Genomic DNA, 13,832 nt, shown 5'->3' with positions numbered 1-13,832 from the left:
TTATGACGGCCGTCGTTCGCACTGCAGGCCCGAACCCCGGCGCCGAGGTTCGGGTGGAACGCCGCCCGCTGTCCGCCGGGCAGCGCCGGGCCTGGTTCCTGCAGACCCGTGACCCGGACGACGCCTCGCTCAATGTCGCGGTGAGCTACCGCCTCGTCGGCCCGGTCGACGTGTCCCGGTTGCGGGCGGCGATCGACCTGGTCGCGGACCGCCACGAGATCCTGTGCACCACTTATGGTCTCGCTGTCGACGGCGAGCCCTGTCAGGTGCGCGACGCGCGAGTGCGTCCGGCCTGGACCGAGCACGACCTGCGCGACCTGCCGGAAACGAGCCGGGACCGCCGCCTCGCGGTGCTGCTGCGCCGGGCCGTCGGCGCCCCGTTCGACCTGACCGCGGAAGCACCCCTGCGGGTCGCGCTGATCCACACCGGCGCAACGGAATCCGTGCTGTCGCTGGTGGCGCACACCATCGCCTGGGACCAGGAGTCGGCCTCGGTCTTCGCCACCGCCCTCGCCGAAACCTTCTGTCCGCCCGGTCCGGCTGCTGGACCCACCCGGCCGTCGGCTCGCACCGGTGTGTCGTCGCGGTCGACAGCGCCGATGTCCATGAGACGCCGCACCCCGCCTGCCCGGACGGCCGACCCTGCCGCGACGTCGCGGAGCGCTGACTCCCCGGCATGGGCCCGGACGGTCGGCGCTCCGGTGTCGCCGGGAACGGCTGATCTTGCCGCGACGCCGCAGATCGTCGATGACCAGGCGTCGGTGCGGGCAGCGAACCTCGCCTCGGCACAGCGGACAGGCGATACCCCGGTCTCGGAGCATGTCGAGGCTGGGATCGAATACTGGCGGCGGACGCTCACCCCACTGCCCGACGCGCTCGAGCTGCCCGGTCGCAGCGGGGTCGAGGCCGCTGAGGTGCGGCGGGCCGGGCGTGCGACGGTGACGTTGTCCGCCGAGGTGATGGACGCGGTCGACGATGCGGCGGCGCGGCTGGGTACCACGGCATTCGCCGTGTTGTTCGCGGCGACGCAGGCGGTCATCCATCGCTACAGCGGGGCAACGGATTTCGTGGTCGCCGTCCCGGTCACGACCAGGGATTCCACCACCGCCGACCGGATCGGCTATCACGGGAACACCGTGCTGCTGCGCGGATCCTGCACCAGCACCGACGTTTTCGCGGAGTTGCTCGCGCGAACTTCCGCGACGTGCGCCGAGGCCCGCACCCATCGCGCCGTCGGCATCGATCAGGTCGTGCGCGCGGTCAACCCGAACCGATCCGGTGGACGCGACGGTCTCGAGTCCATCGCCCAGCTCGGCTTCGCCGTCCGCGCCGAACCCGTGCCGCTGCGCCTCGACGGAATCGAGGTGACGCGCCTCGACGACACCGGCGAACGCGCGCAGATGCCGCTGCGGCTGACCGTGATTCGCGGGGCACGGGGTACGCGGCTGGAAGCCGTCTACGCCACCGACCTGCTCGCACCCGCCACCGTCGAACAGCTGCTCGCCCACTACGCCCGGCTGCTCACCAGGGCACTCGCCGACACCAGCACCCCGATCGGCGATCTGGACCTGTTCACCGCCGACGAACGCGACCGGCTGATCGAGGTCTCCCACGGCGAGCTCGTGCCGACCCCGCCGACCACCCTGGTCCGCCTGTTCGAGGACCAGGTGCGCGCCCGCCCCGACGACCTCGCACTGCTGGCGCCCGGCCGCACGACGGCCGAGGACCGCGCCCTCACCTATCGCGAGCTCGATCGGCGCGCGAATCGCCTGGCGCACTGGCTGATCGAGCAGGGCATCGGCACCGAGGACATCGTCGGCCTGCGGCTGAGCACCTCGCCGGAGTTCATCGTCGCCGTGCTGGCCGTGCTCAAGGCAGGCGGCGCCTACCTGCCGATCGACCCCGCCTACCCGGACGAGCGCATCGACTTCCTCGACACCGACGCCGGTGCGCGGCTGGTCCTCGGCCCGGTAGAACTGGGCGCGGCCGAGGAATCGGCACTCGATCTGCCCGCTCACGCCCCCGTCGACGCGCGGCGGCGCAGGCCGCTGCACCCGGACAACCTGGCGTATGTCGTCTACACCTCCGGCTCGACCGGACAGCCCAAGGGCGTCCCGGTCCCGCACGCCGCCATCGCCGAACACGTGGTGGGGTTCTGCGCGCAGTGGGATCTCACCGCCGAGGATCGCGTCCTGCAGTCGGCCTCGGTGAGTTTCGACGCCTCGCTGCTCGACATCTTCGTCACCCTCACCGTCGGCGCCTGCCTGGTGGTGCCCAAGCGCGACGCCTTCCGCGACATCGCGCACATCGCCGAACTCATCTCGCGCTGCGGTGTCACCGTGCTGCACATGGTGCCCTCGACACTGAGCACCTTCCTGCTGCTGCCCGAGGTCAGCGAATGGGGTGCGCTGCGCCGGGTTCCGGTGGGCGGTGAGGCATTACGCGGTGAGGTGGCCGACCGGTTCGCCACCGTGTTCGACGCCGAACTGCGCAATCACTACGGGCCGACCGAGGCCGTGGTCTGCGCGACGCACATGCCGGTCGTTGGTCCGCAGGGCACGGGGATGGTGCCGATCGGGGTACCCAACCGGAATGTGTACGCCTATGTGCTCGACGAGCGGCTCGGGTTGGTGCCCGACGGTGTCGTCGGCGAGATCTACCTCGGCGGCGCGCAATTGGCGCGCGGCTATCACGACCGGCCGGTGCTCACCGCGCAGCGTTTCGTCGCCGACCCGTTCCTGGTGGGCGGGCGGCTGTACCGCACCGGAGATCTGGCGCGGCGCAACGAGTTCGGCGCGCTCGAGTTCGTCGGCCGGGCGGACGAGCAGGTGAAGGTGCGTGGGTACCGGATCGAACCCGCCGAGGTGGAGGCCGCGCTGGCCGCCCACCCGGCGGTCGGGCACTGTGTCGTTGTCGCGTCGGCCGATCCGGCGCTCGGTACCGTTCTCGCCGCCTACGTCGTGCCGACGGCGGGCGCGACGATCGACCTGTCGCGTTTGCGCGCGCACGCCGTCGCCGCGCTGCCGGAGTACATGGTGCCCGCCGCGTTCGCGGTGCTCGACGAGATCCCGCTGACCGAGCACGGCAAACTCGACCGCAGGGCGCTGCCCGCCCCGGTGCGCGCACTCGCCGCGCCGCGCCGAGATCCGGTGACCGACACCGAGATCCGCCTGTCCCGCCTGTTCGCCCAGCTCTTCGGTGCCGAGGTCGGCGCCGACGACTCCTTCTTCGAACTCGGCGGCCACTCCCTGCTCGCCGCCCGCCTCGTCACCCGGATCCGCGCCGAATTCGGCGTCGAGATCGATGTGCGCGTCCCGTTCGACACCCCCACCGTGGCCGGCCTCGCCGCCCTCATCGAACGCCGCCCACCCGCCCCGCGAACCCTGATACCCCTCACGAAACAGCCTCGCCCCCAACAGTTCCCCCTGACGGCTGCCCAGCGTGCCCGCTGGGACATCCTGTGTGCCGAGGGGCCGTCGGCAGCGGCCAACCTGTCTCTGGCTGTCCGCCTCGACGGCGAGCTGGACGTCGCCGCGCTGCGCACCGCGCTCACCGAGGTGACCGGCAGGCACGAGATCTTGCGCACCACCTTCCCGTCGACGGCTGGTGGGCTCACGTCCCCCGGCTCACCACTGCGAAACCCATCGGGCCGCATCCGCGACGGCGGCGTGGCGACCACCGATGCCGTCGATGTGGCCGGTGTGTTCGCACCGGCACGGACGGCGGATCCGGTCGAGATGGGCGGTGTTTTCGTGTCGGCTCCAGCCACTCAACCGGTCGAGATGGGCGGTGCGTTCGTGTCGGCTCCAGCCGCTGATCCGGTCGACGCGGGTGGTGCTGCCGTGTCGGCTCCGGCTGTCGAGTTCGACCGTATGTCTCGCCCGGCCGCCGAGGTGGTCGAGGGTGTGCCGGTGCCGACCCCGGCGGCCGAGCCGGTCGATGTCTCCGTGGTCTCGGCCGCCGACCTGACCGCACTCGGTGCGCTGCTGGCGGAGACTGCCGAGCGGGTGTTCGATCCGCGCGAGGCCGCACCGCTGGCAGCTCGAATCATCGTGCTGGATCGGAAGACCCACGTTCTGGTGCTGACCGCGCACCACCTGGTCGCCGATCACCGTTCGCTGCGCACCCTGGTGGCGCAGACAGCCAACGCCTACCGCGACCGGCGGGCGGGGCACGAAACAGGCCTGCCACTCGCCGAACTCGACTTCGCTGATGTCGCGGTATGGGAATCTCAGACAGGCGACGGCCTGGCGGCCCAGCTCGCGTATTGGCGTTCGGCCTTGGCCGGACTGAGCGAAAGCACAGGTCCCGCTACCGATCTGCCGCGCCCGGACCGACTCGGGCGGACCGGGCACATCGCCCGGTTCCCGGTCCCCGCCGCGCTGCGGAACCGGCTGCGCGAGGTCGCCGAGGAAGCAGGCGCTTCGGAGTTCATGCTGTACCACGCGACCGCGCTCACCCTGCTGCACAAGCTCGGCAGCGGCACCGACCTGGCGCTCGGCGCGGCGGTGGCGGGCCACGGTGACGCGATCGCCGCGGGCGTGATCGGTCCCCTGGCCAATACGGTGCTGCTGCGCACCGACCTGCGCGGGAATCCATCCCTGCGCACCGTCCTCGACCGCGCCCGCGCGACCTCCCTGGCCTGCTACGGCAACCAGGACGTCGCGGCGGAACTGGTGCCCGGCGCCGACCGATTCGCCGCGATGCTGCACTTCGACGAACACCACGGAAAGACCGCACCCCACTTCGGCGACGAACTGACCGCCGCCACCCTGTCTTCCGAATTCGACGGCACCCTGCGCGACCTCGCCTTCACCTTCACCAGCTCGCGCGACGGCGGTTTCGCCGCCTCGATCACCCTCAACACCGACCTCTACCACCGCGAGACCGCCCAGCTGTTCGCCCACCGAATGCTGCGCGTACTCAACGCTTTCGCCGACACCCCCGACCTGGCCCTGTCCGACCTGGACGTGATGCCCGCCGAGGAACGCCGCCGAGTCATCGACGAATGGTCCTGCGGCGTGGAGGTTTCCGACGTATGCCCGCTGCCCGAACTACTCCGTCGCGCCCGTACCTATCCGCCCACCCGCACCGCGATCCGCTCGGGCGCCGACACCGTCGACTTCGGCACGGTCTGCGACCGACTGGTTTCGCGCGTCCGGCATCCGGCGGCATCGACCGGTGGGCCACTCGGCGCGCGATCGGAACACGCGCAACCAGAAGGCGTGCAATCGGAAGGCGTGCAGCCTGAGGGCTCGCCGCCGGTAACTACGCGACCAGAAATCGCGCGACCTGAGGGTGTGTCGCCACGCAGTGCGCGATCGGAGCACTCGCACCTGGAGGGTGCGCGATCGCGGGATTCATCGCCAGGATTCGTTCGACCGGAGCGCGCATGGCCGGCGACGTCGCACGCGGTCGTGCACGCGAGCATCCTGATCGGCGACCTGCTCACTCTCATCGAAACTTTCGTCACCGCCGAGGCCGCCGGTGTGCCACTCGAGATCGTCGACGCCTCGGGCACCCTCCTGTCGTTCGAAGCCGATGCGGTGACCGCCGCAATCGCCGACCGACGCGCCGTGGCCGGCTCCCGCCAGGTGGGCCGAGTCGACCCGGCCTACCGCACCACCGACAACCGCGTGATCGGCGCGGGTGCGGGCCCCGTGGCACTCCTGGTGGAAGCCCTGGCCGCGCTGGCCGACGGCGCGACCCTCGAACTCGTCCCCGGCGAACTCGCCCCGGCGATCTCGACCCGCACCACCCACGTGGTCGCCGACGTCGCCGACCTGCGCACCGGCCCGGACGACGCCCACCTACCCACCGTCGCCGACGACGGCTCACCGCACCGCTGGGACCTGCTCGGCCGCAACGAATTACGCGTGGAGGCACCTGGCGGCATCACCGGCACCATCGGCTACGCCGTGCCCGGCTACGCGGGTGCGGTGGCGCGTGGACCGCTCGACGGCAGCGGGCGGGTCCGTCCGGTACCTGGTGCCCGGGTCCTGATTCTCGATGCCGCGGGCAGGCCGACGCCTCCCGGTGTGGTCGGCGAGGTGTTCGTCGGCGGGGTCGCCCAGGCGCTGACGCCGAGCGATCCCGAGCGCGGCTGGGCCGATGGTCTCCTGCGCACGGGTGATCGCGCGCACTGGACAACAGCAGGCTGGCTCAAATTCGCTTAGCCTAACCTACTATCTACGAAGGGCCTGGTGAACGCACCGCGGCCGTGAACGCGAGGAGCTAGGAATGACCCTGCGACGATGGAATCGACCGCGTGGCCGCGTGGCGAGCAGGGCCGGACTCGTCCTGCTCACCCTCGGACTCGTCTCCGGTCTGGTCGCCTGTGGCTCCGACAGCGACGAGTCCGCCGGTGACGGCGCGGTGACCATCACGCACAACTTCGGCGAGACCACCGTGGAGGGCACCCCCGAACGGGTGGTCACCCTCGGCAGCCAGTGGCTCGACGCCACCCAGTCCGTCGGTGTCACCCCGGTCGCCTACGCCGATTCGGTCGCCATGGGCGGCAAGTCCGAGTTCCCGTGGACCCCGCCCGAGCTCGAGCAGGCCACCGTGCTGAAGATGGGCGGCGACATCGCCGAGCAGATCGCCACGGCCGAGCCCGACCTGATCCTGGTGCCCAGCTTCCTGGTCGACCAGACCATGTACGAGAAGCTCTCGCGGATCGCGCCCACCATCGGCGCCGTCACCCCGAACGCCCAGGTCGACAAGTGGAGCGACCAGGTCACCGTGCTCGGCAAGGTGCTGCACCGCGAGGAGAAGGCCACCGAGGTCATCGACGGTGTCAACGCCGAGATCGACGCGGTCGGCCAGCGCTACCCGAACCTGAAGGGCAAGACCTTCCTCACCTGCATGCTGACCGGCCCCGCGCAGCTGATGGTGCTCGCCGACGGCAACGACGGTTCGGCCGAGATGTTCAACCGCATGGGCCTGAGCATCCCGAGCAACATCGCCGACCAGGCGCCCAGCGGCGGCCGTCTCGCGCTGTCGCCGGAACGCCTCGACGAGCTCACCTCCGACGTGCTGATGTGCGGCGCGATGCCGCAGTTCGAGGAGAAGTTCAAGCAGCTGCCCGGCTACAACGAGCTGCCCGCGGTCCGCTCCGGCGGCATCGCCTTCCTCGACACCAAGACGATCAGCGCGATCAACACCCCGACCCCGCTGTCGGTGCCGTATCTGCTGAAGGATCTCGACCCGACGCTCGCGGCGGTCGGTAAGTAACTGAAGTACTGCTCCGCCGGAAGGACCGCCATGCCAGACTCCGCCACCGCCTCCAGGCCCGTTCCACTCGCTCCGGCGCAGCAGGCGGCGTTACTTCCGGAACGCTTGCGTGACACCCCGGCGGGCACGTTGTTCGTCGCGCTCGAACTCACCGGCGAACTCGACGCCGTGGCGTTCGAGCGGGCGGCGGCGGGCGTGCTCGCCGCGCACACCGTGTTGCGCACGAACTTTCCCGCCGATCGGCGAGTGCCGTATCAGCGGGTCGGCGCCGTGCCGGACCAGGTGGTCGAGACCGTGCCGATCGGCGCGGAGCACCTGGCAGGCGCCCTGCGCGCCGATGCCGTCCACCGGTTCGACCTGGTGGACGGCATTCCGGTGCGGATCCGGCGGTACGTGCTGGCCGATCGCTCGGTCCTGTCGATCGCGGTGCACCCCGTCGCCGCCGACGACTGCGCACTGGATCTGCTGATCGAGTCGCTGTGCGTGGCCTACAACACCGGCACGGTCGCGCCCGCGCGGGCGCAGTTCCGTGATTTCGTCCCGCAGCAGCTCAAGAGCCTCACCACCACCCCGACCGCCGATCCGTCGCTGAGCCACTGGCTGGCCCGGCTCGACGGCCTGCCCGAGCGGGCCGAACTCACCGCCGCGGCACCCGGCGGGGAGTCCGCGCCGCCGAGCTTCCGGCTCGACCCGGAGACCCTCGCCGACTTCGCCGCCGGACACGATCTGGCCGCGGCCTTCGCGGCACTGCTCGCCCGCTCGCTCGGTGAGGCCGGGCTCGGCACCGAGGTGGCGGTCGGCGTGCTCGACCAGGCGCGCGACGCCGACGGCGCCGAGGACACCATCGGCCACTTCGCCAATCAGCTGGTCCTGCGGCTGGATTCGACCGCCGAGCTGTCGGGTCGTGATCAGGTGGCGGTGGCCGCCGAGCAGGTCACCGCGGCGCGCGAGCACGGTGACACCAGGATCGAACGGCTCGCCCACCAGCTCAGGGGGCCGGGCGGTGCGCTGTTCCAGGTGCTGATCGGGGTCAGGGCGGCCGCGCAGACCGCTCGGCTGCGCGGTGTCACCGTGCGGGAACTCGACCGCAGGCTGGTCCAGCCGCACGGTGTCGACCTGGTGGTCGATGTCGTCGGTCATCCCGACGGTGCCGTGGTGACACTGCAGACCTCGTCCGACCTGCGGGACAGGCCCGAAATCGCGGCACTCGCCGCGCATTTGGACCGCCGCTGCCGCGCCTGGGCCGTCGGCGCCGACGAGCCGTGCGCGCCGACCCTGTTCGCCGCGCCCGAACCGGGCTATGACCTGTTCGGCCTGCCCGGTGCCGGTGGACCGCCGCAGACCGACACCGAACGCGTGGTGGTCGAGGCGATCCGGCAGGTGCTCGAATTCGACGCCGACGACGAGATCGGCCGCGAGGACACCTTCTTCTCCCTCGGCGGCGACTCCATCGCCGCGCTGCGGCTGGTCACCGACCTGGCCGAACAGGGCTACACCTTCGACGTGCAGCAGGTGTTCGGCTCGCCCGCGATCCACGAACTGGCCGCTCTCATCGACGAAGCCGCCGCCGAGCCCGCGGCCACACCCGCACCGGCCGAGGTCGCGCCGATGAGCGCCTCCGGACTCGATCCCGCCGTGCTGGCCGCGCTCGGGAAGAAGTTCGGGCAGTGAGTACGCAGATCCTCGACGTCGTCGCGCTGTCGCCGCTGCAGCGCGGGCTGTACTCGGTGAGCACGACCTCTGGCGAGATCGACCCGTACCTGGTCACTTTCGCGATGCGGATCGAAGACCTGGCCGACGTGTCGACCCTGCGCAAGGCCTTCGATCAAGTGCTGCAACGGTATCCGCACCTCGGCGGCTCGGTGCTGACCGACGGCCTACCGCACCCGGTCCTCGTGACGACGACGGCCGGACAGATCGGCTGGACCGAGGTCGACCTGCGCGGCGCCGCCGATCCCGAAGCCGCTGCCCGCCAGCGCTATTGGGACGAAGGCCGCCGCCGGATCGATCTCGACAACGGCCCGCTGTTCCGGGTGACCGTGGCGCGCGTCGGCGCGCAGGACTACGAACTGATCTGCACCGCGCACCACATCGTGGTCGACGGCTGGTCGATCCCGCTGCTGTTCGCCGACCTCCTCGCCCTGCACCGCGGCGAAGGCGCCACCCTGCCGCCCGCCCCGCCGCTGCGCGAGCACGCCGCCTGGCTGGCCGGGCGTGACACCGCCGCCTCGATCCAGGCGTGGACCACCGCGCTGGCCGGACTCGCCCCCATGCCGATGATCGCCGGTCCCGCCCCGGCCGACCTGCCCGTGCTCGGCGAGGCCCGGTTCGACCGCGCCGAGACCGAGACGGTCACCCGCTGGGCGCGCGCGCACGGCCTCACCCTCAACACCGTCCTCCAGATGGCCTGGGCTCGCGTACTTTCCGGGCTCACCGGCCGCGACGACGTGGTCTTCGGACAGACCACCTCCGGCCGCGACGCCTCCCTGCCACACGCCGACCGACTCGTCGGCGCGCTGGTCACCACCATCCCGGTCCGCGTCCGCATGGACGACCGCGCACCCGCCGCGATCGGCGCGCACCTGCAGCGCGAGGTCGCCGCCCTGCGCGCCCACGAATACCTCGGCATCGCCGAGATCACCCGCCAGGCGAGCATCGGCCAGCTCTTCGACACCCTGCTCGTCTTCGAGAACACCCCCATGGGTTCGATCACCGCCCGCATGCCCCTGGCCGACGGCGCCACCCTCACCCCCCGCCGCATCGACTCCCCGAGCCACTACCCGATCGCGGTCGTCCCGGTGGTCGAGGACAACCAGCTCATCACCCGCGTGGAAATCCGCCCCGACTTGACCACCCGCTTCACCCCCGACCGCCTCGCCCACCGCCTCCTCGCGGTGGTGCGGTCCATCGTCGACGCCGAAACCGGCAGTGCGGTCGATGTTCTGCTCGCCGACGAACCCGCCGTCCTCACGGCGTCCGCAGCCTCGTCGATGTCATCCGACGGCGAGCCCGCTAGCTTCACAGCGTCGCCCGCCTCGCCGGTGTCATTCGCCGACGGGCCCGACACGTTCACGGCGGTTCCAGCCTCGCCGGTGGCGCTCGACGGCGAGCCTGCCGCGCTCGATGAGGCCGGTCCGGTCGCGGTCGCCGAGCCACCGGTGGTCGCCGGCCGAGCTGCCGCGGTTGCCGTCGGCCCGATGCAGTTCGTCAACGTGCCCCAGGCGCTGCACAGTGCCGCCGAGGCCGCGGGTGAGGCGATCGCCGTCATCGATGAGATCGGCGAACACTCCTTCGCCGAATTCGGTGCCGCGGTAGCGACTCTGGCCGCGGGTCTTCGTGCGAGGGGCGTCGCGGAGGGCACCGCCGTCGCGGTAGTGCTCCCGCGTGACCGCCGAGTTCTGCATGCCCCCTTCGCTATCGCCGAAGCCGGTGGCCTCTGCGTCCACGTCGACCCGTCCACCCCGGCCGACCGCCTCGCGTACATGTTCGAGACCGCCGCCGTGCGTGTAGTGCTCGCCGACCAGACCATGGCGCCGGTGCTCGCCGAACTCCACTCCGAGAACGTGCGTTTCGACCACCTCGTCCCGGACAACAGCGGCACCCTCCGCGTGGCCGGTTGTGCGTCACCGGTGGGAGCTCCGGTCCCGACCGCAGTCGTCGACTCCGCAGCTCACGGCGCTTCGGGGACAGCCTCCGGCACGGTCACCGGCGACGGCGCAGTTGCCGACGCCCACGCTGCCGACGAGGTCGGCGGCGGCGAGCCGCCCGTATCGGCGATCGATGGCGGCCGAAGTCATTCGGGAGCCGCCTTGTCGCCGGTCCCGGCGGTAGACATCGGGTCGAGCGTGATCGACACAGTCGGCTCGGCCGCCGCCGCACCAGCGGGCGCTGACGCGCGACGGGTTCCGGGCTGGACGACGCCGTTCTATGTCGTCTTCACCTCGGGCACCACCGGCCGGCCGAAGGGCGTCGTCGTTCCGCACGGTGCCCTGCTCAATCATTGGGCCAACCACGAGAACCGGATCTTCGCGCCCGCCGCCGCTTGGATCGGACGCACTCTGCGGATCGGGCACGGGTGGTCGACCGGGTTCGATGCCGCGTGGCAGCCCACCGTGGCCTTGCTGAGCGGGCACGCGGTCGTGCTGCTCGGTGACAAGGTGCGCACCGATGCCGACGGGATCGTCGAGGCCATTCGGACCGAGGGCATCGACATCTTCGACACCTCGCCATCCATGCTGAGCCGCCTGATCACCGCCGGTTTGTTCGAAACCCGCGACGGCCGCGAACACTGCCCGCTCACCGTGCTCGCCCTCGGCGGCGAGGCGATCAGTCAGGACACCTGGCAGCGGCTGCGGGGCCTGGCGAGCACCAGGGTGATCAACTTCTACGGCCCGACCGAGACGACGGTCGAGGCGCTGATGGCCGACGTACACGACCACCCCGCACCGACCATCGGCCGCACCTTCGACGGCATGTCCGCCGAGATTCTCGACCATCGGCTGCGTCCGGTGCCCCCGGGCGGCCAGGGCGAGCTCTACCTCTCCGGCACCCAACTGGCCCTCGGCTACCTCGGCCGACCCGCCACCACCGCAACGGCTTTCGTCGCAGGCCCACACGGCCGCCGCTACCGCACCGGTGACCTGGTGCGCCGCGCCACCGACGGCACCGTGATCTACGAGGGTCGCGTCGACAGCCAGGTCAAGATCAACGGCTACCGGGTCGAACCCGACGAGGCCACTGTCGTGCTGCGCGAGATCGAGGGCGTACACCACGCCGCCGCACTGGCTTTCACCGACAGCGGCCGCACCCGGCTCGGCGCGCTGGTCGTCGCCGACCGTCCCGCCACCGAGATCAGATCTGCCGCCGCCCGTCGGCTCCCGCAGTTCCTCGTGCCGAGTCGGATCGTGCACGTCGAGCAGATTCCGTTGAACCGCAACGACAAACTCGACATCCACGCCGCCACCGCACTTCTCACCGCGCCGGTCACCCGTGGACCGGAAGCCGAACCGGCGACCGACACCGAACGCGCACTGCTGGAACTGATCACGGCCATGCGTGACGGATCGGGTGCGCGCATCGGCATTCTCGACAGCCTCGTCGACCTCGGCATCGACAGCATCGGCGTGATCGATCTGGTATCCCGACTGCGCGGTGCCGGGTACCAGGTGGCGGCCAAAGATGTACTGGCAGCGGCGGATCTGCGTGAGCTGGCCCAGCGGATCGACGCAGGAGAAACCGGCGTCGCCCCGACCGAGGTCACCCCGGCGGGCACCATCCTGCCCCTGACCGCCCTCGCCCGCGAGATCGTCGCCAACGGCAACTACCGGTACCTCGCGCAGAGCCAGGTGCTCACCCTGCCGGATGAGACCACCGCCGAAGAGATCATCGCCCGTCTCGACGCCCTGGCCTTGGCCCACCCAACCCTGCGCTCCCGCCTGCACCACGACGAGTCCGGACCCGTCCTCATCGTCGAAGAGTCGTCCAGCGCAGCCGAACTCACCACCCTGCCCCGAGACATCGACCCGGCCACCGCCCTCACCCGAACCGTGCACCGCCTCGACCCGGACGCGGGCCGAATGATCGCGGCCACCCTCCTCGAGGGCCCCACCCGCCGCCTACTCCTCTCGATCCACCACCTCGCCGTCGACGTCGTGTCCTGGCTGTTCCTCGCCGACGACCTCCGCATCCTCGATCAGAATCGCGAAGTTCCACCCGAAGCACTTGTCGTCGAAGCAACTTCGCCCAATGCGTCCGGCGCGCCTGCTGGACCCGAGGTGCCCGCCGGAGCGGGTCCGTTGGGCAGGGCCGCTGCGCTCGATTCACGGGGCCAGCCCGATGTGCCTGCCAGGAGCGAAACGCCCGTGATTCGTGGCGCGGTGCTCGGCGCCCGCTACACCGATCCGGCCCGTGACCGTGCCGCACACACCACGAACCAGGTGGTCGAGTTCGACGCGGCCGAGACCGAGGGGCTGTTGACGGCCTGCGCCGACCACGGCGTGACCCTCGACGAGGCCATGCTGGTCGCCGCCGCGGCGGCCTTCCCCGAGACCGCCGACGCGACGGGCGATATCGCGCTCACTCGCGAGTCGCACGGCCGCCCGGCCGATGACGACTCGCGGCGAGTCGGCTGGTTCACCGTTGAGGAAACCCTCGCGGTACCCGCCCGGATCGCCACGAACTGGACACCGGCGGCCGGGCCACCGGAGCTGGGGGAGCGCGACCGCACGACCCGCGCCCAGGTCCGCCTGAATCATCTCGGCCGATTCGACCTCCTCCAGTTCGGCAGTGGCCCATGGTCGCCGGTGCCGCTGGCGGAGTTCACCGCCGAGTTCGGGGTCGCGGTGGACCCGGAACTGCCACTGCGGTTCACCGTCGACCTCACCACCGCGGTCGTGCCGCGCGAGGGGCGTCCGGTGCTGGTCGCCCAGTTCGATCTCAACTCCGCGGTACTCGATCAGGACGCGATCGCCGAGGGCGTGCGGCGCTGGCGGCGGATCGTGCTCGGCTACCTCGGCTGAGGCGCCGGAAACGGCCGATGACCTTGCCGGATCGATCCGGAGGTCGGCCCGTCACAAAGACCCATCCAGGACCGCTCCATG

Annotated in this window: 4 protein-coding genes; all 4 read left to right on the top strand. The window is 71.1% G+C overall.

The annotated features are described in order from the left end of the window. Positions 1-2 precede the first annotated feature (2 nt). The 4 genes from ACFVVM_RS28940 (at position 3) to ACFVVM_RS28925 (ending at position 13,751) form a co-directional block, all read left to right on the top strand. Positions 3-6,176, top strand: a complete 6,174-nt coding sequence (locus ACFVVM_RS28940; protein WP_387624706.1) for an amino acid adenylation domain-containing protein — start codon at positions 3-5, stop codon at positions 6,174-6,176. A 64-nt stretch (positions 6,177-6,240) separates the two neighbouring features. Beyond that, positions 6,241-7,233: an ABC transporter substrate-binding protein gene (locus ACFVVM_RS28935; RefSeq protein ID WP_387624703.1), complete on the top strand. Its 993-nt coding sequence runs from the start codon at positions 6,241-6,243 to the stop codon at positions 7,231-7,233. A 30-nt stretch (positions 7,234-7,263) separates the two neighbouring features. Then, complete coding sequence (locus ACFVVM_RS28930; protein ID WP_387624701.1) at positions 7,264-8,904, top strand: condensation domain-containing protein; 1,641 nt, start codon at positions 7,264-7,266, stop codon at positions 8,902-8,904. Next, positions 8,901-13,751 carry a condensation domain-containing protein gene (locus tag ACFVVM_RS28925; protein ID WP_387624698.1) on the top strand — a complete coding sequence of 1,617 codons (4,851 nt, stop codon included), beginning with the start codon at positions 8,901-8,903 and terminating at the stop codon, positions 13,749-13,751. Before ACFVVM_RS28930 ends, ACFVVM_RS28925 begins: the two co-directional genes overlap by 4 nt. Positions 13,752-13,832: the final 81 nt, after the last annotated feature.

Source organism: Nocardia sp. NPDC058176 (assembly GCF_042883805.1).
GTDB lineage: Bacteria > Actinomycetota > Actinomycetes > Mycobacteriales > Mycobacteriaceae > Nocardia.
Note: the sequence above shows the minus strand (reverse complement) of the source record. Positions and strands in the feature narration are given on the sequence as shown.

Excerpts from the sequence above, each read along its gene's own strand:
- ACFVVM_RS28930 (WP_387624701.1), top strand. The coding sequence starts at position 7,264 with ATGCCAGACTCCGCCACCGCCTCCAGGCCCGTTCCACTCGCTCCGGCG.
- ACFVVM_RS28940 (WP_387624706.1), top strand. The coding sequence starts at position 3 with ATGACGGCCGTCGTTCGCACTGCAGGCCCGAACCCCGGCGCCGAGGTT.
- ACFVVM_RS28935 (WP_387624703.1), top strand. The coding sequence starts at position 6,241 with ATGACCCTGCGACGATGGAATCGACCGCGTGGCCGCGTGGCGAGCAGG.